Genomic DNA, 22,635 nt, shown 5'->3' on the forward strand with positions numbered 1-22,635 from the left:
ATGGACCTCCATGTGTCCCAAAACCAACGATGAACACGCAAACTCAAGCAAAGGCTTTTGGCACATAGATTTGGGAACTTCGACGTGGCGGAAATCCGGACCTAACTCGGTTCTCGAGATCGAGTCAGTGGGACATCCCATATCCCTAGGGTTACGAGACACCAGGCTACCTGCACTCATGCCTCCGTAGGTGCGCCCCTGCCGTGGGCAATAGAGCTGGTTCGCCCGCAAAGCTACAGATACGCACCTCGCCGGCGGCTGGGCCTGCGGCGTCGCCTACTACGGCCTCGTCGCGCTGGCGCACGAACCGTGGCAGCTGCTCGCGTTGCAGCCCCTGAACGCGTGGTTCTTCGCCACCGTCGCCAGCCTCGGCCTGACCGTCTTCCAGGACGTGTTCCCGAGTCCCGGTCTCGCCTCGGGGCTGTTCACGAACACCCGTCGGGCCGGAGCCGTCCTCGCGGGCGTGCTCATCGCCGTGCTCGGCGCATTCCCCGACCCGTACCGGGCCGTGTACGTCGCCGCCGGGGTCATCGTGCTCCTCGTCCTCGCTGGTGCCGCCGCGGTCGCCAATCGTGGTCGCGCCGCTGCGCGCTAGGTTCGGGGGCGTGACCAGCGACCGCGACCACCGGGTAGCGGTGCTCCTCCTGGACGGGGCGAAGGCGCTCGACGTCGGGATCGCGGCGCACGTGTTCGCGAAGCGGCCGAGCATGCCCTACGAGGTCCGCGCCTGCGCCGAGGACGCCAACACCGTCGACGGGTGGAACGGCCTCGCCTACGCCGTCAGCCACGACCTCGACACCCTCCGCTGGGCCGACACCATCCTCGTCCCCGGCTACCGGAACCCCGCCGACGTCAGCACCCCACGGGCCGTCATCGCAGCGCTCCAGGCGGCCCACGAGCGCGGAGCCCGGATCGCCGCGATCTCGACCGGGGCGTTCACCGTCGCCGCCGCCGGCCTCCTCGACGGTCGACGTGCGACGACGCATTGGCACTACACGGACGTGCTCCGCGACCAGTACCCGGACGTGGACGTCGACGAACACGTGCTGTTCGTCGACGCCGGCGACGTGCTCACCAGTGCCGGTGCTGCGAGCGGTATCGACCTCTGCCTGCACCTCATCCGCCGCGATCACGGCGTCGCCCTCGCCAACCACGTCGCACGCCGTCTGGTCAGCGCCCCGTACCGAAGCGGCGGCCAGGCGCAGTACGTGCCCCGCACCATCCCGGAACCCCTCGGAGACGTCTTCGCCGCCTCGAGAGCCTGGGCGCTCGACCATCTCGACGACGACCTCTCCCTCCCAGTCCTCGCTCGTCAAGCGAATGTGTCCGCGAGGACGTTCTCCCGCCGCTTCACGGCCGACACGGGCATCACCCCGATGCAGTGGGTCCTCCGCGCCAGGATCGACCACGCCCGGGAACTCCTCGAGCGCACCGACCTCACCATGACCCAGATCGCCCAGGCGACCGGGCTGGGCTCCGACGCGAACCTCCGACGCCACTTCGGCAGCATCATCGGCACCTCCCCCACCGCCTACCGAACCGCGTTCCAGGAATGAAAGGCCGTCTCGATAGCCGATCGTCTATCGAGCACAAGGGTGCCGAGCATTTCGCCTAGCTCCCGGTGCAAACAAGCGCCAAGTACACATTTCAGTGCGTGCGCCCATAACGCTGCGATGGAGTCGTTCTTCGCGCTCTTGCAGAGAACGTTCTGGATCAGCGGAAATGGGCCCTAAGGGAGCAGCTGCGGCTGTCGATGATCACGCGGATCGAGGCCAGCTAGCACCGGAAATGGCGCCAACGTGGCCTCAGCAAGCTGACACCGGTCAAGTACGAGGCAATAAATAACCCGCAGGCCGTAATCGCGGACTGGAAAACCAAGTCAACTAAGCCCTCAGCAGTTCCGCACGTCATGCGTCCCCGTCGCCTTCTTCCTGAACAGCCCAGTGCTGCATGGTGTCATTGGCCACACGTTGCTGCGTCTCGGCATCGAAACCCAATAGCTGCAAGTACACGAGTGAGAGCAGGTCTCGTGTCTGAACGAAGATCTGGAAGATCTCCGGCGTGAGCTTGTCGGTTGCGCCGTGTGCCACACCGTTGCGGGCCTTTTTAAGTTCGGTCGCCCAGTGCTGAATGTCTGGGATCAGGAGGCGGACGGCACCTGCGTTCGGTACGCCCGCGAGATGCGTCATGCGCTCCTGGAACGTCGGCCGGTGCTTCAACTCCTGCAGAACTAGCTCTCTCACACGGCCGTGCTCCAAGGTGTCCTTCACGCGCTTCCTTGCCTCTGCCACCTCCTGCTCTGTGGTCTGAGCACCCGCGTTGCCGAAGATCGCAGCGTGCAACGACTCGGCGGTCACCGCCATCGTGAAAAGGCGAATTTCCGTGTAGGTGGGCGGTGCGTAAAAGTTGCCGAAGTACATGTTGCCGGCCGATGGCGACTTGCGTCGCAGTGAGAGCCACTTCGGGAGGACTTCAGAAAACGGCATATGCGATGCCGTGAAGCGGAAATCATGGGCGCGGACGGCCGGTTCGTCAGGTGATGCCTGATAGATGCGCCGGCCACGCGACTCGATGTAGATGGTCCGGTTGATCGGTTCTCCATCCGGATCGCGCGGGTCACGGTAAGTCTGTTCTTCCACGTGTTCGAAGCCAAGAGCGATGACACCGCAGGCTGAACCCGTCGCGAGCGTGAGCCAGTCAGTCAGTTCTTGAACCTTGCCGTTGACCTCATCCACCGACATTGGACTCGGCGGAACAATCTCGACCCGTGCAGTGACATCGCCAATCAGTGTCGTGCTCGCCCGTGTCTCCCTGTTGTAAAAACCTCCTCGCGCAAGTGAGAGGGTGTAGCCCCAACCGTCGACGTCCACTTGCTGCGGCGCAACTTTGCGCAACGTCGCCGTCTGATCCGAGTCATCGGGGTACCGGAGCGTGTGCTCCCAGGCGTCAAATCGCGCCCAAGATGTGAGGTTCTCCAGGCGTACCTAGGCCTTGCGCAGAACCTTCTCCGACCGGGACTGCACCCAAGCACCGGTGAGCGTCTGGTCGACATGGAAGCGCTGGAACGTTAGCTCCGTGAGACCGACGCTTTGAGTGGGGATGCAGTTGACCAGTGTGAACGACTCGTTCCCACACCGCCCGAGGAGGATGGGAGTACGTCGTTGCGCGCCCGAGTAAGAGCGCACGCCCGGACTCGTTTCCTCGAAGATCGCAAGATCAAATCCTCCGACAAGTTCCAGCTTCCCCGTGCCGTCATCATCCAAGGTAAAAACGCCGGGAACCTCCACGTCACTGTCGGGCTCCCACCAATGCCCGTGATACTGCTTCATGCCCTCACTCTTTGGCAAATCGATTGAAAACACAATGCCTGAGGAAGGTTGAGAATGCGCCTATCCGACGACCGCGCCTGCGCGAACTATCGGACGAAATTCGCGGGCGGCCGACTCTTCGACTCGATCGAGCCACATCAAACTGCGGGTCCAAGTGAGAAAGGAATTCGTCCGGTAGCCGATCGGCTGCCGGTACGACATTGCGCACCCCTTCGCGCCGGTCGACGAGCTACCGCATCTGCATGATCGGTACCTTCGACGTCATCGTTCTTGACTGCTCGGAACCACAAGCTCTTGCCCGGTTCTACGTCGAGCTCCTGGGTGGAGAGATAGCTGAGTTGGACTCGAACTGGGCCGAGATCGTTCCCACCCAACCGGGAGAAAGACCGCTGCTGGCGTTTCAGCGAGTTGATGAGTACCAACCCCCGGAGTGGCCTGGTCAGCGCGTTCCGCAGCAAATTCACCTCGACGTCAAGGTCGAGGATCTAGATGCGGCGGAAGAGGCGGTCCTAGCTGTCGGAGCAACGGTGACCGGTGCGGGAACGAACACGTTTCGTGTCTACCTCGACCCAGCTGGACACCCGTTCTGCCTCATTCATCCAGAAGACTGAGGGCGGCTGAACCCGCCCGGTAGCCGATCGGCTACTGAGACGGCCCACCGCCGGCCGTGCGACTACTCAGAACGGCTTCGACGATCCAGCACACCAGGCCAACCGCGACCAGTGCGCCACCGATCCAGATTGGGGTGGGGTGGCCGGACTCCATGTTCCCTGCGATCACAGCGCCGCCGAGGATGACGAGGAACAAGCCAAACCCACCGACGATCGCCGTGAGCAGCTTGGGGCGAGGTGATCCCTTGGCCCGGGTGATGCCGAGGAAGTCGAGAACGCGTCGCATGCGGCGAGCGTACGGCGTGAAGCAGCCCGGTGCTCGGTCGCTCAACGAACGCAGTGCTCGTCTACGATCCTGGCCATGGATGTTGTCAGTGCGAAGGTCTGCGGGACGATCGCGATAGTCTTCGGCTTAGTGTTCCTTGTGACGTCTGCCGTGCGGCTGACGCGTGCGGACCCCGACATCGTCCTGCTCATCCTCAACTCAGCGCTTGGCATCCTCGGGATGGTTGCCGGCGTCCGGTTGTGGCGGCATGCCCAGCGGAAGACGCGGTCCGACCACCTCAGCGATCGGTAGCCGATCGGCTACTGAAACATTTGGGCCGGTTCTACGAGCCGGTCACATTTCGTGTCATCACGATGCTGTCGTAGCGCTTCCCGGGCAAGCGCACGTCGTCGACGTGCTCGAAGCCCCAACGCGCGTACATGGCGACAAGGTGCTCGGCCGGTGCCGCAGTGTCGAGTCCGATCCTCGTGATGCCGTTCCTCATGGCCCACGCGCAGGCAACGTCGAACAGCGTTCTAGCGACGGCGCGACCGCGCAATTCCGGCCCGACCGCCACTTGGCACAGCCATCCGGTGCCCGGCTCCTGAGCATGCTCGGACAGTGATCGGACGTCGTCCGGTGGAGGCACGGACAGTGTCATGCTCGCTGCGACATGGCCGTCGTTCTCCACCACCCAGCAGACGCCTTCTGCCACCCGCTGGCGGGTCGTCTCGACGTTCTGGGTCGCTGCGGTGAAGTTCAATCCCGCATCTTGAAGCTCTCGATAGGCCGAGTTCAGAAGAACCGTCAGCTCCGCGGCGTCCTCGGGACGGAAAGGACGCGGCTCGACGTTGGTAGTCACCCTGCAAGCCTATGAGGCTGCCTCATGGTGGGGGCCGGTCCCGCCCGCAACCGCCCGGATCGGGATCGTCTATCGGGCAGACGCGGGTTGCTAGTTAACGACGCGGTCGCTGAACCCGGTCATGCCAAGAAAAACCGCGCAAGAGGCGGTCGAGTAGGCGAAGGCGGACCGGTTCAGGCCGGTGCTCGGTTCGGGGAGCATCTCCACGATGATCCACATCGTTCACCGAGTCGGCGGGCCTGTGCGCTCTCGCGTCAGCCTCAGCGAACCACCCGCGTTCTTCGAACATGACGACCTCGACCGGTTCCAGGAAGCATCTCAGCAGGATGGGTCGCGGTCAACGATCGTCTACCGGAGAGGCCCCCGACTCGATGGCACGCGGCCACACGACACCCTCGACGGCACGATCGGACCGAGCGAATGCGGGCACGACCGTGCTTCCCGTCATGCCGGTAGATCGTCGATGGTGTCGGGTTCACGCGGCGTCCGTGCGTTGAGGTGGCCGCGATCCTCGACGGAGTCGGCGTACACGGGGCGACGGACCCGTTGGATCGATCCGAGGGGCCGGTGCTCGACCAGGCAGTGCCAGGGATTGAACGAGAGTTCGTCGTCGGCGAAGACCCTTCGTTCGGTCGAGTAGGTGTCCTGGGCCTCGACGGTGATCGTCGCCACCGTCCGGTACGGGATCACGTCCTCGGGCCACTCGACGGACGCGTCCTCAATCGGTGTCTGGTCGAGGTTCGTCGCGAGCTGGACGCGGAGTTCCCAGACCGCGCCCTGTCCGGTGAAGAACTCGCTCGTGAGGTCGCGGTAGGCGGACGCTTCCCTGATCGACACGTGCTGGCCCGTGAGCGCGCGGAGGTGCGGAGACGCCGGCACGGCAGCGACCTTCGCGACGTGATCGCCGTAGCGGAGGGCGCCTTGTGAGTAGTAGCTCTCACCGAGGAGGTTGACGTGGGGCTTGGCTTGTCCGGCGGGGCCCCCTGTCTTGTCGATGCCGACCTTGCGGAGGGCGTCCGCAGCACCCCGGAGGACGGTGGTCGCCGCCAGTTGCACGCCCTCGGGGGCTTTCGACGTCGAAAGCAGCACCGCCTGGTCGCGGCGGTACGTGTGGACGTCTCCTGACGAGATGGTCGGGTGGTTGACCAGCAAAAAGTCCTGCGTTCGTGCCTGCGGGTCACCGGAGAGGACCTTGTCGCCGTCGACGTCAAGGACCTTGATCGCCATGCCGAACGCGGCACCGATGCCGTCAGAGACGATATCGCCGGGCGCGGTGGAGAACCGGATGACGACCGGGTGCTCGCCATCCGTCGAGAACAGCCCCTGGGCGAGCTCGACGGGCAGGTCGTCGGCCACGGCGAGCGTGCCGCGAAGCACGCCGTGGCTCTTCGCGTGCGCGTCCCGGAGGCCGTGACGGTGCTTCTCGAACGCGAGGGCGCGGACCTCCTCGAAGATCTCACGGACAGCGGCGATGTCCTCGTCCTCACCAGGCTGGATCTGTTCGACGTCGGGGGTGTACTTCAGGTACTGCAAGGGGATCTCCTTCGATCTCGTCGGGTGCTCGATCCGTCCGGCGACGAGGCCGGAAGGCGGTCGTCAGTCGGGGACGTCGGCCAGGGTCAGCGGGTCGACCTCGGTCCGCGCGTTCTTCTCGTGGCGCCAGGCGCCGAGGCGCTCGTACCCCGCGCGGCGGACCCGGTTGATCGAACCCAGAGGCCGGAACGCGGCCAGTCCGAACCAGGGGCGCCACGACATGACGTCCTCGGCGAACACTCGACGTTCGGGGCTGAAAGACGCCTGGGGCGGCAGGGTGACCGTCGCGACGGTGCGGTAGGGGCTGAGCTGCTCGTCCCACTCGACAGACGCGTCCTCGACGGGCATCGCTTCGAGGTCGACGTTCAGTTGCACCCGCAACTCGTACCGCGCCTCCTGACGGCTGAAGTACTCCTGCACCCATTTCGAAAGGACACTCGGCGGGTCCTCCCTGCCCACCTCGTGGTCGACGAGATCCAGCTGCTGGGCCGCGACCGGGATCATGGCGAACTTGGCGACGTGGTCGCCGAAGCGAAACGCACCTTGCGAGTAGTAGCTGTGCGCCATGACGTCGATCGCGGGGGTCCGGTCGAAGGTGAGCCCCTTCGGGGCCGGGTGCTTCAGGCTCGTCGCGGCCACGGTCGCGGCGTGGTTGCCGTGGTGTTCGTGGCGCGCGGTGATGGCGTCCAGGTACACCTTCGCGTCGCCCTGCGGGATGATCGGCCAGGTGTTGAACAGGAAGTCCTGACTGGTCCACCCCTCGCGCAGCTTCTCCCCGGGGACGTCGAGCACCTTCAACGCCAGTCCACGGGCCCGCTTGGCCTGGTCCGGGTCGATGCCCCCGGGTTCGCTGGCGTAGCGGACGACGACCTCGTAGCTGCCGGGCGCCGCGAACATCCCTTGGGCGAGCTCGGGCGGTAGGTCGGCGGCGACGTCCAGCCGGCCCGTGACGACACCGTGGCTCTTCGAGTGCGTACCGCTGTGGCCGTGCCGGGTGACCTCGAACGTCTTCTCCATGGTGCGCTGCATCGTGACGATGGTCTGCTCGATGATCGAATCCTCGTCGGGCAGCAGGGCCTCGACGTCGTCGTCGTAGCTGATCGGCCGGTGGGCTCGTGGATCGCTCATGGCGGCGATGCTAGGCAGCACCTCCGCACAGGTTCCTGAGAGCTGTCCCCCGCCGAGGCACCGGTCATCCGCTTCGCGCAGTGAGGCGGGTCAGGCTTGAGCACGGGGTCTACCATCCGGGGCACAGCTCGCCCCGACACCTTGGAGGCCCCGTGCCCACGAACATCGGCTACGCCACACCCAACGCCACCACTCCCCTCGCGCCCCTCGAGTTCGACCGGCCGCCGGTCGGTGCCGAGGACGTCCTGATCGACATCACGCACTGCGGCGTGTGCCACTCCGACGTCCACCAAGCCCGCGACGAGTTCGACGGCCCGCTCGCGACGAACTTTCCCTGCATGCCCGGTCACGAGATCGTCGGCACCGTCGCCGAGATCGGCGACTCCGTGGACGGGTTCTCCGTGGGTGACCGCGTCGGAGTCGGCTGCCTCGTGTACTGGGGCAGCGACGATCAGCGCGGCGTCGACGAGGAGCAGTACCAGCAGCCCCCGGCGGTCTTCACCTACAACGCGAAGGACCCCGACACCGGCGAGGTGACCTTCGGCGGGTACTCCGACCAGATCGTCGTGAACGAGCACTTTGTGCTGCGCATCCCCGAGTCGATCAGCAGCGAGCAGGCCGCCCCGATCCTCTGCTCAGGAGTGACGACCTGGGCACCGCTGAAGCACTTCGACGTCGGCGCCGGCCTAAAGGTCGGCGTTGCCGGTATCGGCGGGCTCGGCCACATCGGACTGCAGATCGCCGTCGCCCGCGGCGCCGAGGTCGTCGCGCTCACCACCACGCCCGAGAAAGCCGAACTGGCAAAGCAGCTCGGCGCCACCAACGCGATCGTAATGACCGACGACGACGCCGTCGCAGCTGCCGAGGGAACCCTCGACTTCGTCCTGTCGACCATCCCGACGGCGTTCGACATGAACCCTTACCTGTCTTTGCTCCGGCACGACGGCCGACTGCACTCCGTCGGCATGCTCGAGCCGATCCACGAGGGCGGCATCGACTTCGGCGCCGTCTCGCTCAAGCGTCTGTTGCTGAGCGGTTCACTCATCGGCACCCTGGCCGAGACGCAGGAGGTGCTGGACTTCTGTGCCGAGCACGGCATAGCCCCTGACGTGCAGGTCATCCCCGCCTTCGGCGTCAACGACGCGTTCGACGCGATGGTCCAGGGCGACGTGCGATTCCGCTACGTCATCGACACCTCCACCCTGCGCGACGACGCGTAGCCACGACCACCGACACGAAGCCTCCTGCATCGACGCAGGAAACAACGAAAAGAGGAGAACCACGATGAGAGCACTGGTCTACCATGGCCCGAAGAACGTCAGCGTCGACGAGGTCGAGGACGCGAAGATCGAAGCCCCCACGGACATCTTGATCAAGGTCACGGCCACGAACATCTGCGGCTCGGACCTGCATATGTACGAGGGCCGGACCGACTTCGAGACGGGACGTGCATTCGGACACGAGAACCTTGGCGAAGTCATTGAGGTGGGTTCCGGGGTCGACAAGGTCAAGGTCGGCGAGCGAGTGGTCTTGCCTTTCAACATCGCGTGTGGGCACTGCAAGAACTGCGAGAAGGGCATGACCAGCTACTGCCTGACGATGCAGCCGGAGCCCGCCTATGCCGGCGCCGCCTTCGGCTTCGCCGACATGGGCCCTTACCAGGGCGGCCAAGCTGAACTCCTGCGTGTGCCCTTCGGCGACTTCAACGCCCTTCGTCTTGGCGAGGACTCCGTCGAGAAGGAGAACGACTACGTTATGCTCTCCGACATCTTGCCCACGGGCTGGCACGCCGCGGAGCTCGCCCAGGTCAAGCCCGGCGACAGCGTCGTCATCTACGGCGCCGGCCCCGTGGGCCTCATGGCCGCCCTCAGCTGCCAGATCAAGGGCGCAGCCAAGGTCATGATCGTGGACCACCAGGCCGACCGGCTCAAGCTCGCCGAGTCCGTCGGGGCCATCGCGGTCGACGACTCCAAGGTCGACCCGGTGCAGTTCGTCCTGGACCAGACCCTCGGCCTCGGAGTCGACGCCGGTCTCGAGTGCGTCGGGTACCAGGGCCACGGAGAAGGCGGCAAGGAGGTGCCCAACCTCATCATGAACCGCCTCATCGCTTCCGTTCGCTTCACCGGGCACATCGGTGTCGTCGGCGTCTACGTTCCCGAGGACCCGAACTCCTCCGACGAGCTCGCCCAGAAAGGCCAGTTCGCCCTGGACTGGGGCCTGCTGTGGTTCAAGGGCATTTCAGTCGGAACGGGACAGGCCCCGGTGAAGAAGTACAACCGGCAACTCCGCGACCTGATCGCTGCGGACAAGATCAGCCCGTCGTTCATCGTCAGCCATAACCTGCCCCTCGAGCAGGCACCTGACGCGTACACGCACTTCGACGCCCGCGACGAAGGCTGGACCAAGGTCGTGCTCCACCCCGCCGGCGGCAACTGAGGCAACGGCCAGAAGGCGAGGTGCCCAGCACCTCGCCTTCTGCGTGTGACCAGTAACTGGCTTTCATTTCGCGACGGAAGGCGTGACCGTTGATCAGCGGTGTGAGTTAGCTCCCGTGCGCGAGAAGCGCGTTGATCGCCCAGTAGTCCTCAGTGGTGTCGTATCCATGGCCGCAACGCAGGCATGACCAGTGGATCGCTGGCTTACCCGCACCAGGGGCAAGGCTGGCGTGCATAGAAGAGTGCGAGTGACACTTGGGGCAGCCATGGGAGGGGATGGTCACGGGGCTCCAATCGGTTGGCCAACCCCCTTTTAGGCGCGTCTGCTTATCCCTTATTGAGATTTGACGCGACCCTTCTGACGGTGCGCAATTTGGCTAAGCCTCGTGACACGAAAAAGGACACTTCCAAAGCGATGTCCCCGTGAGTGCCGTCTGTGCAAGGTCGGTCTCTAGTTGCCGTAGAAAGTACGCGTGGTTCCTCACGATGAGATCGATGCCCTGATCGCTGCGCACCCTAACTGGTGCGGGGCTGTTCTTGCTGACTCGCGCCGGATCATCTTGGGCGTCGACGCGGGGATAACCGAAGAGTGGAAATGGATGGGGGCACCCGTCTGAGAGCTCGACGGCATCCTCGTCGTCGGGAACATCTTCAAGAAGGTCAAGCTCGGGTTCATGTACGGCGCCTCCCTCGACGACCCGGCCGGCATCTTCAACGGCGAGCTCGGAGGCAACCAACGCCGCTCAGTGGAGTTCTCTGAAGGCGACGTGATCCCTGAAGACGCTCTTGCAGCCCTGGTCCGTGCCGCGATCGTGTTCAATGCAAGCAAGAGAGCCACGCGCGGCAAGAAGTGACCGGGTCGTCCTGACAGCGACACGACTCGACCGGCCGCGACAGGCGGCCAGCGTCAGGGAAGAGAGGCGACACAATGCCCACCACGATCTTTGTCAACCTCGCCGTCAGCGACCGGCTCGGTCACGATCGTTCTTTGAGTCGCTCGGCTACTCGATCAACGAGGACTTCAGCGCCGAGAACGCCGTGAGCGTCGTCATCAGCGACACGATCACGGCGATGTTGCTCACGCACGAGTTCTTCGCCGAGTTCACGAGCAAGTCGATCATCGATGCCACCACCTGGACCGAGGTGCAGCTCGCCCTCAGCGCCGAGAGCAAGGAGGAGGTCGACTCGATCCACGAGAAGGCCCTCGCTGCCGGCGCCACGAGCGCCGGCGAGCAGGACCACGACTTCATGTACTCCAAGAGCTTCGACGACCTTGACGGCTACCACTGGGACTTCGTCTGGATGGACCCGGAGGCGGCAGCCGGCGAGGCGCCAGAGATGACCCTCGATGAGATGCGCGCGAACACCACCCACAGCTAGGCGGCGCCCGATGGCGCGCGCCACGAGACTGTCCCGCGGCCAGGACCTTCGATGAGGATCGAGTGGGTCCGGTGTCAGTTCAGTCGTTCAGTGAGGTGGAAGGCGACGTCGTCACCGTCGGTCTTGCCGATGCTCCTGCGGACAGCGGCGGCGACCGGCAGTTTTGTGGGTGCCGTCGCCCAAGGCCATGAACGCGCTCCGGAACGGTTCACCGTCGATCGTGCCCGCGACCTTGACCAGGCCCCTCGTGCCGAAGATCACGGCCGAGTCGAGGAGTTGGACGCATGTCCAGGCGTCTCCCTCACGCACTTTCCCCAAAGTCGCCGTGAAGCAGATGTCGATCGGGCCGCGGTCGTTCATCGGTCACATCTCACCAGCTACATCTCTGCCCCGGCAAGCCGCAGGACGACGAGCGCGAGGAGCGTCGATCTCGAGGCGACATGAGCAAGGCCGCCCGTCCCATCTGACGATCGGCTACTGAGACGAGGTAGGAGCTGTCCGAGGGAGGACCGCGACTACGCTCACCCGCATGAAGCGCAATCGGCTACAACTTGTGTTCGGCATGGTCGGGGCCCTGCTGGTCGCGGGCGGCGTAGTTGTCGCAGCGCTGTCGGAAGCGGCGGCCACGTGGATCAGCGGCCCACTGATCGGAGTGGGCGCAATGACAATCCTGATCGGGCTGTTTCCCTGGCTCATCAGACGGGACCGTTGACCGATCGCCATCCGGTACCGAAGACTAGGGCCAAGTGGTGCAAGCTGATCCGGTGGGAAAGCCGACAGCAATCGTCTACGTCGACGGGTTCAACCTGTACAAGGGGCAGTTGGAGAGCCGGCCCGCGAACAAGTGGCTGGACCTTGTCGCCTTGTTCGACGACGTCCTGGACGACTTCGAGGTCGCGCAAGTGCACTACTTCACCGCCCGGATCAAGGGAAGGATGAACCCGGAGGACCCGCACGCCCCCGACCGGCAAGACGTCTACATCCGTGCACTGCGCACACTCAACCGGCTGACCGTGCACGACGACTCACTCTTCACTGTTCACCACGGGCACGCACGCGAATGGGTCGACGGTAAAGAGCAGCCGCCGCTGACTCGCCACCACGTCTACAAGGTCCAGGAGAAAGGATCGGACGTGAAGCTTGCCACCCAGCTGCTCCTGGATGCCTTTGACGGACTCGCGGACAACTATGTCGTGGTGTCGTCTGACTCCGACCTCGCGCGACCCATCGAGGTTGTTCGAGGACGGTTTGGTGCGCGCGTTGGGGTCCTGTACCCGCGGGACGAACGCACAAAGCTGTTTGAGGCAGCAGGGATCGACTTCAGCCTCTACTTAAGACCGAGCTTCGCCGCGCGTAACCAGATGCCCGACGTTGTGCACACTGCCAAACGGCCTGCCCGACGACCTGCAGCGTGGAAATAGCAAGGCCCCGCATTAGGCGGGGCCTTGAGCCTGATCCAGAGGAACAGGGGTTGTGGCACAAAAGTACCACGAGGAACGCCCTGGCGTGACTCAACACCTTCCAATTTCGCTGCCCGCAGTGCACCTCCAAAATGGCCGCCCGCAGCCGGCGTTCCGATAAACCATGGTGAACTGATCACTAGCTCGGCAGTGCACCAAGCACGAGAAGCGCGCCTATCATCCAGCCATGCGCACTCCAAGGGAGACGTTCGGCCTCGAAGGATCGGGGCGGTCCTGGTCTCGCGTCATGCTCGACGTTCTGAGTGGTGCCCTCGTCCTGTTTGGGATCGCGTTCATCGTCGGTAACGCGTCAACCGGGAACTCAACCGCTATCCGGATCGGCAGCGGAATCATCCTGGTCGGTGTTGCCTGCTGGTTTATTGACATCCTCCTGGCGCTTCGGTCGGCCAGGCGTGGCCCTCGAAACCCGTCTCGCTAGCCGATCGGCTACCGGCCCGCGAACTGTGCGATCAGAAGTTCGATCTGTTCCGCGTGGTGATGTGAACGGAGTCGATGGTTGCGGCCGAGTGTGACGAGTCCGTGGAGGGCCGCCCAGAACACCTCGGTAAGGGTGTCGATGTCTTGCCCGGTTTGGATGGTTGAGACCGCAGCCCGCAGCTCGGCATACGCGGATGACAATGGCGTCGGCGTGTCCGCCGCGCTGAATGTCAACCGGTTTGCGCGGGTGAACATGGCGTCGTAGAGAGCCGGGTTGTCGAGGGCATATGCGCTGTAAGCGTGTGCGGCCGCGCCGACGGCATCGTCGGGCTGGGCGGTAAGCCTGGCGCGAGTGAGGGTTTCGGTGAGCTCGACGAAGCCCTCGAGTGCGACCGCCTCGGTCATCTCGTCGAGGGATCCAAAGTGCTTGTAGATGACTGGCTGGCTGTATTCGATTTCTGACGACAGTCGCCGTGTCGTGACGGCGTCCCATCCTTCTCGTTCCGCGAGACGTCGCGCCGTGGACGTGATGAGTCGACGCTGGTCCTCCCGCTCCCTGAGGCGCCGATCCGCTATGGCCATATCTGAGTGTAGCGCCGCTCGCAAAAGGAGCATTGCCCTTGACGTCTGATTCGAAGAGGGTTAGCGTTGCTACGCGTTAGCGCCGCTAACCCATAGTTGAAGGAGTATCACTACCATGACGGAACAGGCCCTTGTCGAGATGTACCTCTACATGCTGAATGAGCACGATCCTGATTTGGTCGATCAGTTCATCGGAGAGGATTACCGGAACCACAATGCTGTCGTCAGCGACGGGCGCGAAGCGAACCGGCACTTTTGGGCTGAGTTTTTCACCGGGCTGCCGGATGTGACCGCCACGATGGAAGATCTGGTGATCTCGGGTGATCGAGTCGTCGGCCGCTTTGTCTATCGGGGCACTCACACGGGGGATTTCCTCGGCATCTCGGCCAGCGGCAACCCAGTGGAAATGCGCAGCATCGACATTTGGCGCATCCACGAGGGCCTGTTCGTTGAGCATTGGGACGAGTTGAACCTTCTGGAGGTGTTCCAGCAGGTGGGCGTGCTGCCACCGCTGGGTGGACGTGTGGCTGGCCAGGCATGATTCCTCTCGCTCACCTGGCCGCGTTGCTTGCGCTTCTCGGGGCAGGGGTTGTTTACGGCACGGACACCTTCAGCGCACTTGTGCTCCGTCCCGCGCTCCGGCAAGTTGACGACGTGGCGCTGGTCGCGGTGATGGGCAACGTGCATCGGTACGGTGACCGTCGAATGCCCGTGCCCGGCGTCATCGGCCTCGTCGCGTCCGCTGCGGCTGCCATGTTCGCGGTCCTCGGCGGCGCCGACGCCGAGGCGGTCACCGCCGGCGTGGCTTTGGTTCTGCTGGTGATGTGGACCGTGCTCTACGGACGCATCAGTGCCCCAATCAACCGGGTCCTCACCGCAGCCTCCGACAAGCGGGAGACACCCTCTCACGCGCGGAAACTGCAATCCGACTGGGACCGTGTCATAGTGCTCCGCGCCACCTTCCAGGGCCTCGCCCTCCTCGCACTCGGTATCAGTCTCATCATCAGCTGAAAGGCAGCTCACGGGTCGGTCAACGGGCCGGCCCGGCACGCCGGAAGAGCGCTCAACTTTCCGTGCCGTCAGGTTCGCGGACTGAACGGGTGTTGTTCCGTGTGAGTCCGTGGCAGCAGGCTGTATCAGGTCGTGTGGCCGCGGTAGGCCATGTCGTTGGTCCAGAGCAGCAGCCCCCACCGTTCGATGTCTCCGCCTCGCATGGTTCCCGGAGTTCGGATCACGGCCATGTGCGGCTCGGTGTCAGGGTGGGTGTCCCAGAGACACTGGTAGGCGACTTCCTCGTGGAGGTGGAACGACCCGCACCGGAACATGCTTTCACCGTACGTTGCTTGCACGGTCCCGGAAGTCGTGTCGCCCTGATTGGGGAGTTCCACCCCGGCATTGGGGCACCTAGTTTGCTGATCATGACTGATCTGGTAGGCGCCATCAGCGGCCCGTTCCCTTCGGCCAGCACCCCGTCCGGGGTGGCGTGGTCCCCGCGGGCACGCCTGCACCTTCTTGAGGCGACGATCACAGTCCTTCGCCGGGTGGCGTTCCACGAAGCCTCCTACGACCTCGTCGCTACCACCGCCGGCATCCCGGTACTCGAGGTGAAGAGCGTATTTCCGACGTGGGAGTCGCTGTTGATTGCGACCCTGGATTTGTGGCACGGTCGCCGTACCAGCCCCCTTTTGCCTGTCGCGGAGCGGCACGGGGCGGCCGCTTTTTTGCGAGCCCTGGTGCAGTCGAACATTGAGGATCCCGCATTGATGCGGGTTCTGTCGGCGACGGTGAACATCTCCGCCACCCCGGGGCACCCGATGGCTCCTCACCTGCAGGAGGCTTGGGTGCACTTCCACGTCCAGGTGATGCGGCAACTCGGCACCGACATTGAGGTAGGCCGGGAGTCGGACACGATGAACCCGGCCCGGGGTGCGGAACAGCTGATCGCGTTGTATGAGGGGTTGCAGTTGCAGTCAATGGTGCGTCCGGGGATGAATCTGCTGGACGCGTTCGATCGGGCGGTGACCCGGATGCGTGACGGGTGGGCGCGCACCTACACCCCGCCTGTATGGGACCTCGACATCACCTAACCCGACGGCGCGAGCGGAGGGAGTGCGGGGTCTCCTGCCCGGGCGGGAGACCCCGCGGCCACACCTCGCAGGAACCGGATCAGTGGATCCCCGGGGTCGGGCCGTGTGTCTGGGGTACCACCCCCCGACACAACAGCAACCCTACGGGTGGGTGGTGTCGATAGGCCCGGTTGTGGCGGATTGTGTTTCGTAGCGTCGCAGTTCGGTCTCGGCTTGCACGGCGAGCATTTTCAGAGCCTCCATCGATACCGACGCCTCCGGCCTTGGGCTGCTGTTGAACAGGCAGAACGTCCCGATCGTGTCCCCTGTGGTGGAGGTGAGGGGGTGGCCGGCGTAGAAGTCCATCCCGGTGATGTCGATGAACGCGTTTCCCTGGAACCGGGGGTCTTTCTGCGCGTCGAGGACGACGAGCGGGGCTTGCTGTTGGACGACGGTATTGCAGTACACCAGCTCCGCCGGTGCCGATTTCGGCAGCACCTGGGTGTTCACGGCGAACCAGACCCGGTCTCCGTCGATCAGGGACACCCCGGCAAGATCCACGGAGAACGTGTCCATGGCCAGGGCGGCTAGCCGTTGCAGCTCATCCGACCCGCCCCGTGCGGCGTTATCGATCAACGTCCTCGTGCCCGACCAGGAGTACTCCGGTTCCGGGAGAACCTGTCGGGGCGTGCTGTTGGTCGCGCGGACGATGTCGAGGGCGGGGGCGAGGTACGCGGCAATGTGTTTTGCCCATGCGTTGTACACGCAGGTGGACCCCAACGGCATCTCCGGGTCCATCGTGGGCGCCGGCAGGCGAAAGAACGTTACGGCGGAGAAGTCGTCGGTGATGTCGTCAAGGATTTTGTTCATCCGGCCCGCGTGATATTCCGCGATGTTCCCCAGGGCCTTGTTAAACGGGTCCACGGATCGCACGGGTTGCGTGCCTGCGACGATCATCCGTGCACCAGGTTTTACCGCGCAGAACAGGAACTCCAACAAATCCCGGTACTCGTGCTCCCACGTCTTCAACGGGGTGAGCCGCACCGCATCGTTCATCCCTAGCACCAGCACGATGGCGTCGTATTGGCCGAGGTCGTGATCACCGATCCATGCACGGGTGGACGCAACAGTCATGGTTTCGTCGCCGATGTAGTGCACCGAGCAGGGCCGCCCGGTCTCGGCGTGGATTTCGTGGGCCAGGTGCCCGGTGATAGAGATCTGGTGGGTGATAACCCCCCACCCGTGGAGGGGCCCGTTGCCAATCAGGAGCACATTGTCCGCGTCGGGCTGGGTGGCGCGGATGGTGGGGGTATCCATGGGCTTCGGGGAGGAGCCGCGGGCGCGTAGCTCGGTGGCGTACCAGGCCTTCATGACCGGTCGCAGAAGCTCATACATGAACGGTTCCCCCTTTCGTTGTTCTCCGGTGCAGGACCCGGGTTCTCTCTCGCGGCAAGACGCACCAGACGGACACGCTTCCACCCAGTGTCGCCAGCCGCTCAAGGCCCTGGAACCCCCAAAACGCCCGAACGCTTCATTGCCGGGCTCAGCCGATGGAACGGCGCCGACGCCCTGGTCTATGCGTCTCGCAGGTAGTCAAGCGACGTGGACCGGTAGGCGATGGGTGGCCGGACAGCCGGGACCCTAATGTCCCCTGAACTGGGGACAACCTAGACGATGCACATGCATACACTGAACCAAGTGGAGGCACCGAAGTCCCACCTTTCCCGGCCTCGGCCAATGTAATGAGGCCCTGTGTCGTTAGCTCCTGCCGCAGCCACCCACGTCGACCGAGCGGACGAGGACCTTCTGCTCCTTGTCGCAGATGGCGACAGCGACGCCTTCGTCCTGCTTTATGACCGGACGGCGCCCCGAGTGATGGGAATAATAAAGCGCGTCCTTGTTGATCCCGCTCAGTCGGAAGAGGTCACTCAGGATGTGTTCTTGGAAGCGTGGCAACAGGCGGCCCGCTTCGATCCTAGAAAAGGCAAGGCGCTGACGTGGCTTCTCACGATGGCCCACCGGCGAGCGATCGACCGTGTCCGGGCCTCGCAAGCAAGCCGCGATCGAGACCTCGCCGTGGGAATCCGCGATTTTGAGCAAATCCGGGACGATGTCGAGGAAACCGTGGAGACAAACATGGAGACTCGCCGCATCCGCCGCGCTATGGCCTCGCTTACTCCGAATCAGCGCCACGCGCTGGAGATGACGTACTTTCAGGGCCTCACGAATAATGAAGCTGCCATCGCTCTTGGCGTGCCTCTCGGAACAATGAAAACGCGCCTCCGAGACGCTCTAATCGCCCTCCGATCCCAGGTCGCAACACCATACGCCGCCTAAGCTCAGGCCCATTCCCCGTGCTTGCGCTTGCCCTTCGGCCACCGTCTCACTAGCCGATCAATCGCCGAACAGACCATGCAGCCCTAGTCAGCAGCGGATGCGGACGGTCCGAGTCGGTTTTGTGGGACGCCTCTCCAGGCTTACTCGCCAGCGAGGCGACCGAAGACCGCAGCCCCGATGGGCACCCACGGCGCACAAATTGCGAGGAGCATCGCAACCAGAGCACCGGTGCGGTGAACACCGCGGCGAACGAGGATGCTCGCCAACACGACGACGATGACGGCCGCGACACTGCTCACCACCGCTGCAGCGTTCAAGCACTCCCGACCGCTGGCCGTTGCATCCGGCGTCGGAGCTCCTCCGATGGCGACGACAGAGACCAAGGCATACAGCCACAGGATCGCCACCGCGACACCACACCCAAGAACGAGTACTGACCACATCGCTGCAGGGACGAGCCGTGGGCCCTCCCCAGTGTTACTCATAGTGCGACTGTAGCGCGAGAGCGTTCCTGAGAGCCGAGCTGCAGGCACAGAGAGAGCCGTACTGCTACGTCGGATCAGCACGATGCACCGCGCGGTAGACGGTGGCTCGTCCCACGCCGAACAGCTCGGCGAGGTCGCTGGTGGTGTGGCTGCCGGCACGGTGCAGCTCGACCAGGTGCTTCTCTTGCGCCTTGTTGAGCTTGGGCTTCCCGCCGCGCAGCTTCCCGGCAGCCTTGGCGATCGCCATGCCCTCGCGGGTGCGAGCCCGGATGAGATCCGCTTCGAACTCAGCAACCATCCCGAGGACGTTGAACAGGAGCCGGCCCACGGGGTCCGTCGGGTCGTAGACCGCTCCCCCGAGGTTGAGTGCGACGCCCTTCTTGGTGAGTTCGTCCGCAATGTCGGTGGCGTCTCGGAGAGAACGCGCGAGTCGGTCGAGCTTTGTGACGACGAGAGTGTCGCCCGCGCGGACCGCTGCGAGGGCGGTGCGGAGGCCAGGCCGTTCACGCGACGTCCCCGACATGCCGTGGTCGACGTGCACGTTCAGATCCTCGACGCCGAGAGCGTGCAGGCCGTCCCGCTGTGCCGCGAGATCCTGCCCCGAGGTCGAGACGCGGGCATATCCGATCAGCATGGTGCTGACTGTACTGTCAGACGCACCCTCCCCGGGCATTTTCGCGGGACAGTCTGTTGAGACTTGACGAACACAAGCGCTGCCTGAGTTCCTGATCCACTCCCTGTGAGCAGCCTCGCTCTGTGTCGTCGTTTTCGCTGCGATCGGTGTCGGGTCAGGTGGTGCCGATGACGAGGGTGCTGCGGGCGGCCTCGACGACGTCGTTGGTGATGACGTCGAGCTCGTTGATCTTCAGGACGCGTTGGATCTGAGGGAGGAGGCGCTCAAGGAGCCGGAAGTTGCCGCGGGTGATGCGTTCGACGGCGGCGATGGCTTGCGCGTCGGTGAAGTCGTCGGGGTCGAGCGTCTTGCCGAGCTTGCGCCATTGACGTTCGAGGACGAAGAGCAGCTCGTCGTGGCCGAGCGGACGGTACTGGTGGGCGAAACCGAGGCGGCTGTAGAGCTGCGGGTAGTGGCTGAACTGCTTCTCGATGCCGGGCATGCCGATGAGGATCATCGCTATGCCGGTGCGGTCGTACTGGTCGCGGAGCCACTCGATCGCGTTGCCGGTGAGGCGTTCGGACTCGTCGATGATGATCAGCTCGAGCAGGGACGGGTTGGGGCCGTGTGCGTGGTCGAAGTGGCGACCCTGGAGCAGGAGGTGTTCCTCGATGCAGCGTTCGGTGCGGAGCATGTCGTGCCGGAGGTCGTCCTGCAGGGCGCGCATCGTGGCGGAGACCTCGGGCGTGTAGAAGACGGTGCGGGCTCGGTGGGCGGCGGCGTAGATCTTCGTGTCGTCTTCGCTGCGTGCGGCCCATCTGGCGATGAACGGGCCGATGCTGTCCCAGTGGGCGTAGCGGCGTGCGGAGAGGGTCTTGCCGACGCCAGCGGGGCCGAAGCAGACGCCGATGGTGTTCTGCTTCCGGACGGCGTCGGCGAACTCCGCGAACCGACGGTGTTCCTTCGTGATGATGAACTGGCTCGTCATGACCGGTCCTCCTCGTAGGTCATCAGTCGCGGTTGATCCGGTGCCGGTGCGGGTGCTGGTGGGGTGTGATCATCGGGTGTGGGGCGGACGATCGCGATGCGTTCGCGGATCTGCCCGCGCAGGGCTCTTCGTTGCGCGTTCCGGGCGGCCTGGATCTGCTTGAGACTGATGGTCTCGGTCTGATGCGCGGTACTGATCGCGGTGCACAGGAACGCGTCGCGGTGAAAGACACGGATCTCGGTGACGTCGCGGGGGTCGTACCGGACGCTGACGGTGCTGCCCACGAAGGGTGCGAGAGTGGTTGCGGTGTAGCGGAGCCCTTCGAAGTGGATGCCGTCTCGTTGCACGACACGCGTGGTCGGGACGGTGAGCAGGAACCCGTCGAGCTGCTCGAGGGAGTCCGGCATTCGTGGCAGCCACCCGTCTGCGATCCACGCTTCCAGTGGGCTCTTCCGGAGCTCGCGGTGGATGCGGGCGTTGTAGCGGCGGATGAACGTGTTGATGGCACTGTCGACACCGGCGAGATCCAGCGCCGGCGTCGGCGCCGGCGCCGAGGATCCGGGTGCGAGGTGGCCGGGGAGCGTTGGGAGCAGCTCGGTGTTGATGGTGCCGAAGAACCGCTCGATCTTCCCGCGGCCCTGGGGGCGAGCGACCTGCGAGTGGATGATGCGGAGGTGCAGCACGGCGGCGGTGTCGCCGATTCGGTGGCTGGTGAAGTCGGACCCGTGGTCTGTGTAGAGCACGTCTGGGATCCCGCAGACAGGCCAGTCCGGTTCCGGCTTGTGCCAGATCGCTTGCCGGAGCGCGAGCGCGGTGTTCGCGGCGGATGGGGCGCCGAGGAACACCATGTACCCGCAGACCGCGCGGGAGTAGTCGTCGAGGATCACCGTCAACCACGGCCGTTCGGGCTTGCCGTCGGGTCCGACGATGAGCAGATCGAGCATCGTGTGGTCCGCCTGCCAGATCGCGTTGGGGCGATCCGCACGACGTCGGAGCAGCAGTTCGTGCTTGTCCCGATATGACGCGGGCCCCTCAAGCGCGAGCGTCACCATCCCGGGATCAAGCCCGTTCACGATCGACCGCACAACGGAGTACGACGGCGCTGAGAGACCTCGTTTGGTGCAGTAATTGTCGACCTGGCGGTGAATCGTGGCGATCGAAGGTCGTGGCTTGGTGAGTGCGAGCCCCTCAATCAGGCGCACCAGTTCCGGTGCCGTCCGTCGGGCGCCGTGATCGGTGCGGGTGCCGTCGGCGAGAGCCGGGTATCCGCCGGTTCGGTAGCGGGCCAACCAGCGTTGCAGGGTGCGCTCAGCGACGCCCGTGGTGCGGGCCAGGGTGGCGAGCGGGATGGCGTCCTCGACGTGCAGTCGAAGGATGCCCCACCGCTCGCTCGCGTCCATAGCCAGCTACATCGTTGGGGAAGGCTTGGTTCGTCGCGCCGCGACGGGCTCGGCGTGCTTCGCGAGTGCACGGTAGATGGTGGTGCGGCTAACGCCGAGCACGTCGCCGATCTGCGCGACGGTCATGTCCTGCTGTTCGTAGAGCCGGCGTGCGGTGCGCACCTGGTCCGCGGAGAGCCGAGATGGTCGGCCGCCGGTGCGGCCGCGGGCTCGAGCGGCGGCGAGGCCGGCGTTGGTGCGTTCCTTGATGAGGTCCCGTTCGAACTCCGCCAACGCGGCGAAGACGTGGAACACGAGCCGGCCGCCGGGCGAGGTGGTGTCGATGGTCTCCTGCAGGGACCGGAACCCGATGCCGCGCTCGGCGAGAGCGTGCAGCTGATCGATGAGGTGCCGGATGGACCGGCCGAGCCGGTCGAGTCGCCAGACGACGAGAGTGTCGCCGGGGCGGAGCTGGTCGAGGAGCTTGTCGAGCTCGGGCCGGTGTTGGAGCGACCCGGACATGGTGTCGACGAACACGCGGTAGCAGCCAGCGGCGTTGAGCGCGTCGATCTGCAGCGACGCGTCCTGGTCTGTGGTGGACACGCGCGCATACCCGAGAAGGTGACCCATGAAGAGAACGTAGCGAAACTCGACCAGGAGGGGTAGTGGCGGCACGTAGATTCTGGGACTGGGTTCCGCTACAAGACACGGCGCCTCGCACCCGGACTGAGCGCCGGTACGGAT

At 64.6% G+C, this 22,635-nt stretch carries 28 protein-coding genes and 1 pseudogene; 14 read left to right on the forward strand and 15 right to left on the reverse strand.

Annotated elements, in window-relative coordinates; translation table 11 throughout:
- The first annotated feature begins 325 nt into the window (after positions 1-325).
- The gene (locus tag ITJ49_RS16865) at positions 326-595 is read left to right on the forward strand and encodes a sugar transporter (RefSeq protein ID WP_194606713.1); all 270 of its coding nucleotides are present in this window, start codon (positions 326-328) and stop codon (positions 593-595) included.
- Positions 596-605: 10 nt separating this feature from the next.
- The gene (locus tag ITJ49_RS16870; protein ID WP_370544591.1) at positions 606-1,556 is read left to right on the forward strand and encodes a GlxA family transcriptional regulator; all 951 of its coding nucleotides are present in this window, start codon (positions 606-608) and stop codon (positions 1,554-1,556) included.
- Positions 1,557-1,907: 351 nt separating this feature from the next.
- On the opposite strand, the gene ITJ49_RS18325 is transcribed toward ITJ49_RS16870, so the two are convergent.
- Together ITJ49_RS18325 and ITJ49_RS18330 are read right to left on the reverse strand one after the other, a co-directional pair.
- On the reverse strand, positions 1,908-2,486 hold the full coding sequence (locus ITJ49_RS18325; RefSeq protein ID WP_370544592.1) for a HEPN domain-containing protein: 579 nt from the start codon (positions 2,484-2,486) through the stop codon (positions 1,908-1,910).
- A pseudogene (locus ITJ49_RS18330) lies at positions 2,469-3,329 on the reverse strand (hypothetical protein); the annotation flags it as partial. The pseudogene ITJ49_RS18330 and the gene ITJ49_RS18325, both read right to left, overlap by 18 nt.
- Positions 3,330-3,571: 242 nt before the next feature.
- On the opposite strand from ITJ49_RS18330, the gene ITJ49_RS16885 reads away from it, so the two are divergent.
- On the forward strand, positions 3,572-3,940 hold the full coding sequence (locus ITJ49_RS16885) for a VOC family protein (protein WP_194606716.1): 369 nt from the start codon (positions 3,572-3,574) through the stop codon (positions 3,938-3,940).
- Between the two features lie 31 nt (positions 3,941-3,971).
- Here the strand turns inward: ITJ49_RS16885 and ITJ49_RS16890 are convergent, their stop codons facing one another.
- Positions 3,972-4,226, reverse strand: coding sequence for a hypothetical protein (locus tag ITJ49_RS16890; protein ID WP_194606717.1), 255 nt, complete (start codon positions 4,224-4,226; stop codon positions 3,972-3,974).
- Between the two features lie 75 nt (positions 4,227-4,301).
- On the opposite strand from ITJ49_RS16890, the gene ITJ49_RS16895 reads away from it, so the two are divergent.
- The gene (locus tag ITJ49_RS16895) at positions 4,302-4,517 is read left to right on the forward strand and encodes a hypothetical protein (protein ID WP_194606718.1); all 216 of its coding nucleotides are present in this window, start codon (positions 4,302-4,304) and stop codon (positions 4,515-4,517) included.
- A 31-nt stretch (positions 4,518-4,548) separates the two neighbouring features.
- Here the strand turns inward: ITJ49_RS16895 and ITJ49_RS16900 are convergent, their stop codons facing one another.
- The 3 genes from ITJ49_RS16900 to ITJ49_RS16910 form a co-directional block, all read right to left on the reverse strand.
- Positions 4,549-5,067, reverse strand: a complete 519-nt coding sequence (locus ITJ49_RS16900; RefSeq protein WP_194606719.1) for a GNAT family N-acetyltransferase — start codon at positions 5,065-5,067, stop codon at positions 4,549-4,551.
- 444 nt (positions 5,068-5,511) lie between these two features.
- Positions 5,512-6,600, reverse strand: a complete 1,089-nt coding sequence (locus ITJ49_RS16905) for a catalase family protein (protein ID WP_194606720.1) — start codon at positions 6,598-6,600, stop codon at positions 5,512-5,514.
- Positions 6,601-6,663: 63 nt separating this feature from the next.
- Complete coding sequence (locus tag ITJ49_RS16910) at positions 6,664-7,728, reverse strand: catalase family protein (RefSeq protein WP_194606721.1); 1,065 nt, start codon at positions 7,726-7,728, stop codon at positions 6,664-6,666.
- A gap of 152 nt (positions 7,729-7,880) precedes the next feature.
- Between ITJ49_RS16910 and ITJ49_RS16915 the strand changes: the two genes are divergently transcribed.
- The 4 genes from ITJ49_RS16915 to ITJ49_RS16930 all read left to right on the forward strand — a co-directional run bounded on the left by ITJ49_RS16915 (position 7,881) and on the right by ITJ49_RS16930 (position 11,543).
- Entirely contained in the window at positions 7,881-8,948 is a 1,068-nt protein-coding gene (locus tag ITJ49_RS16915) for an NAD(P)-dependent alcohol dehydrogenase (protein WP_194606722.1), read from the forward strand.
- A 64-nt stretch (positions 8,949-9,012) separates the two neighbouring features.
- Positions 9,013-10,164, forward strand: coding sequence for a glutathione-independent formaldehyde dehydrogenase (locus ITJ49_RS16920; RefSeq protein ID WP_194606723.1), 1,152 nt, complete (start codon positions 9,013-9,015; stop codon positions 10,162-10,164).
- A gap of 646 nt (positions 10,165-10,810) precedes the next feature.
- Complete coding sequence (locus ITJ49_RS17725; RefSeq protein WP_370544593.1) at positions 10,811-11,017, forward strand: DUF1801 domain-containing protein; 207 nt, start codon at positions 10,811-10,813, stop codon at positions 11,015-11,017.
- Positions 11,018-11,201: 184 nt separating this feature from the next.
- Positions 11,202-11,543, forward strand: a complete 342-nt coding sequence (locus tag ITJ49_RS16930; protein ID WP_228514658.1) for a VOC family protein — start codon at positions 11,202-11,204, stop codon at positions 11,541-11,543.
- A gap of 111 nt (positions 11,544-11,654) precedes the next feature.
- Here ITJ49_RS16930 and ITJ49_RS16935 read toward each other — a convergent pair whose 3' ends face one another.
- Positions 11,655-11,903, reverse strand: coding sequence for a DUF1905 domain-containing protein (locus ITJ49_RS16935; RefSeq protein ID WP_228514659.1), 249 nt, complete (start codon positions 11,901-11,903; stop codon positions 11,655-11,657).
- A 169-nt stretch (positions 11,904-12,072) separates the two neighbouring features.
- Between ITJ49_RS16935 and ITJ49_RS16940 the strand changes: the two genes are divergently transcribed.
- Both ITJ49_RS16940 and ITJ49_RS16945 read left to right on the forward strand, forming a co-directional pair.
- Positions 12,073-12,255 carry a hypothetical protein gene (locus ITJ49_RS16940; protein WP_194606724.1) on the forward strand — a complete coding sequence of 61 codons (183 nt, stop codon included), beginning with the start codon at positions 12,073-12,075 and terminating at the stop codon, positions 12,253-12,255.
- 34 nt (positions 12,256-12,289) lie between these two features.
- Entirely contained in the window at positions 12,290-12,964 is a 675-nt protein-coding gene (locus ITJ49_RS16945) for an NYN domain-containing protein (protein WP_194606725.1), read from the forward strand.
- Positions 12,965-13,450: 486 nt separating this feature from the next.
- On the opposite strand, the gene ITJ49_RS16950 is transcribed toward ITJ49_RS16945, so the two are convergent.
- Entirely contained in the window at positions 13,451-14,023 is a 573-nt protein-coding gene (locus ITJ49_RS16950; RefSeq protein WP_194606726.1) for a TetR/AcrR family transcriptional regulator, read from the reverse strand.
- A 115-nt stretch (positions 14,024-14,138) separates the two neighbouring features.
- Between ITJ49_RS16950 and ITJ49_RS16955 the strand changes: the two genes are divergently transcribed.
- Together ITJ49_RS16955 and ITJ49_RS16960 are read left to right on the forward strand one after the other, a co-directional pair.
- Positions 14,139-14,564 (forward strand): ester cyclase, encoded by a 426-nt coding sequence (locus ITJ49_RS16955; RefSeq protein ID WP_194606727.1) that lies wholly within the window; start codon positions 14,139-14,141, stop codon positions 14,562-14,564.
- On the forward strand, positions 14,561-15,034 hold the full coding sequence (locus ITJ49_RS16960) for a DUF1772 domain-containing protein (RefSeq protein WP_194606728.1): 474 nt from the start codon (positions 14,561-14,563) through the stop codon (positions 15,032-15,034). The genes ITJ49_RS16955 and ITJ49_RS16960 overlap by 4 nt, the downstream gene beginning before the upstream one ends.
- Positions 15,035-15,159: 125 nt before the next feature.
- Here the strand turns inward: ITJ49_RS16960 and ITJ49_RS16965 are convergent, their stop codons facing one another.
- On the reverse strand, positions 15,160-15,411 hold the full coding sequence (locus ITJ49_RS16965) for a hypothetical protein (protein ID WP_194606729.1): 252 nt from the start codon (positions 15,409-15,411) through the stop codon (positions 15,160-15,162).
- A 30-nt stretch (positions 15,412-15,441) separates the two neighbouring features.
- On the opposite strand from ITJ49_RS16965, the gene ITJ49_RS16970 reads away from it, so the two are divergent.
- Positions 15,442-16,110 carry a TetR/AcrR family transcriptional regulator gene (locus ITJ49_RS16970; protein ID WP_194606730.1) on the forward strand — a complete coding sequence of 223 codons (669 nt, stop codon included), beginning with the start codon at positions 15,442-15,444 and terminating at the stop codon, positions 16,108-16,110.
- A 141-nt stretch (positions 16,111-16,251) separates the two neighbouring features.
- On the opposite strand, the gene ITJ49_RS16975 is transcribed toward ITJ49_RS16970, so the two are convergent.
- A complete protein-coding gene (locus ITJ49_RS16975; protein WP_194606731.1) occupies positions 16,252-17,484 on the reverse strand; it encodes a GAF domain-containing protein in 1,233 nt (410 codons plus the stop codon).
- 357 nt (positions 17,485-17,841) lie between these two features.
- Between ITJ49_RS16975 and sigK the strand changes: the two genes are divergently transcribed.
- Positions 17,842-18,426, forward strand: coding sequence for an ECF RNA polymerase sigma factor SigK (gene sigK / locus ITJ49_RS16980; RefSeq protein ID WP_194606732.1), 585 nt, complete (start codon positions 17,842-17,844; stop codon positions 18,424-18,426).
- 140 nt (positions 18,427-18,566) lie between these two features.
- Here sigK and ITJ49_RS16985 read toward each other — a convergent pair whose 3' ends face one another.
- The 5 genes from ITJ49_RS16985 to ITJ49_RS17005 form a co-directional block, all read right to left on the reverse strand.
- Entirely contained in the window at positions 18,567-18,911 is a 345-nt protein-coding gene (locus tag ITJ49_RS16985; RefSeq protein ID WP_194606733.1) for a hypothetical protein, read from the reverse strand.
- A 64-nt stretch (positions 18,912-18,975) separates the two neighbouring features.
- Positions 18,976-19,545 (reverse strand): recombinase family protein, encoded by a 570-nt coding sequence (locus ITJ49_RS16990; RefSeq protein ID WP_194606734.1) that lies wholly within the window; start codon positions 19,543-19,545, stop codon positions 18,976-18,978.
- 154 nt (positions 19,546-19,699) lie between these two features.
- Entirely contained in the window at positions 19,700-20,512 is an 813-nt protein-coding gene (locus ITJ49_RS16995) for an AAA family ATPase (RefSeq protein ID WP_055960810.1), read from the reverse strand.
- Positions 20,509-21,912, reverse strand: coding sequence for a Mu transposase C-terminal domain-containing protein (locus ITJ49_RS17000; protein ID WP_071301383.1), 1,404 nt, complete (start codon positions 21,910-21,912; stop codon positions 20,509-20,511). Before ITJ49_RS17000 ends, ITJ49_RS16995 begins: the two co-directional genes overlap by 4 nt.
- A 6-nt stretch (positions 21,913-21,918) precedes the next feature.
- Positions 21,919-22,521, reverse strand: coding sequence for a recombinase family protein (locus ITJ49_RS17005; protein WP_055960814.1), 603 nt, complete (start codon positions 22,519-22,521; stop codon positions 21,919-21,921).
- Between the last annotated feature and the right edge of the window lie 114 nt (positions 22,522-22,635).

Origin of the sequence: Frondihabitans sp. VKM Ac-2883 (assembly GCF_015350875.1) — a bacterium.
GTDB lineage: Bacteria > Actinomycetota > Actinomycetes > Actinomycetales > Microbacteriaceae > Frondihabitans.

Excerpts from the sequence above, each read along its gene's own strand:
- ITJ49_RS16910 (WP_194606721.1), bottom strand. The coding sequence starts at position 7,728 with ATGAGCGATCCACGAGCCCACCGGCCGATCAGCTACGACGACGACGTC.
- ITJ49_RS16885 (WP_194606716.1), top strand. The coding sequence starts at position 3,572 with ATGATCGGTACCTTCGACGTCATCGTTCTTGACTGCTCGGAACCACAA.
- ITJ49_RS16970 (WP_194606730.1), top strand. The coding sequence starts at position 15,442 with ATGACTGATCTGGTAGGCGCCATCAGCGGCCCGTTCCCTTCGGCCAGC.
- ITJ49_RS18325 (WP_370544592.1), bottom strand. The coding sequence starts at position 2,486 with ATGCCGTTTTCTGAAGTCCTCCCGAAGTGGCTCTCACTGCGACGCAAG.
- ITJ49_RS16920 (WP_194606723.1), top strand. The coding sequence starts at position 9,013 with ATGAGAGCACTGGTCTACCATGGCCCGAAGAACGTCAGCGTCGACGAG.
- ITJ49_RS17000 (WP_071301383.1), bottom strand. The coding sequence starts at position 21,912 with ATGGACGCGAGCGAGCGGTGGGGCATCCTTCGACTGCACGTCGAGGAC.
- ITJ49_RS16955 (WP_194606727.1), top strand. The coding sequence starts at position 14,139 with ATGACGGAACAGGCCCTTGTCGAGATGTACCTCTACATGCTGAATGAG.
- ITJ49_RS16935 (WP_228514659.1), bottom strand. The coding sequence starts at position 11,903 with ATGAACGACCGCGGCCCGATCGACATCTGCTTCACGGCGACTTTGGGG.
- ITJ49_RS16990 (WP_194606734.1), bottom strand. The coding sequence starts at position 19,545 with ATGCTGATCGGATATGCCCGCGTCTCGACCTCGGGGCAGGATCTCGCG.
- ITJ49_RS16940 (WP_194606724.1), top strand. The coding sequence starts at position 12,073 with ATGAAGCGCAATCGGCTACAACTTGTGTTCGGCATGGTCGGGGCCCTG.
- ITJ49_RS16890 (WP_194606717.1), bottom strand. The coding sequence starts at position 4,226 with ATGCGACGCGTTCTCGACTTCCTCGGCATCACCCGGGCCAAGGGATCA.
- ITJ49_RS16975 (WP_194606731.1), bottom strand. The coding sequence starts at position 17,484 with ATGTATGAGCTTCTGCGACCGGTCATGAAGGCCTGGTACGCCACCGAG.
- ITJ49_RS16995 (WP_055960810.1), bottom strand. The coding sequence starts at position 20,512 with ATGACGAGCCAGTTCATCATCACGAAGGAACACCGTCGGTTCGCGGAG.
- ITJ49_RS16960 (WP_194606728.1), top strand. The coding sequence starts at position 14,561 with ATGATTCCTCTCGCTCACCTGGCCGCGTTGCTTGCGCTTCTCGGGGCA.
- ITJ49_RS16895 (WP_194606718.1), top strand. The coding sequence starts at position 4,302 with ATGGATGTTGTCAGTGCGAAGGTCTGCGGGACGATCGCGATAGTCTTC.
- ITJ49_RS16950 (WP_194606726.1), bottom strand. The coding sequence starts at position 14,023 with ATGGCCATAGCGGATCGGCGCCTCAGGGAGCGGGAGGACCAGCGTCGA.
- ITJ49_RS16985 (WP_194606733.1), bottom strand. The coding sequence starts at position 18,911 with ATGAGTAACACTGGGGAGGGCCCACGGCTCGTCCCTGCAGCGATGTGG.
- ITJ49_RS17005 (WP_055960814.1), bottom strand. The coding sequence starts at position 22,521 with ATGGGTCACCTTCTCGGGTATGCGCGCGTGTCCACCACAGACCAGGAC.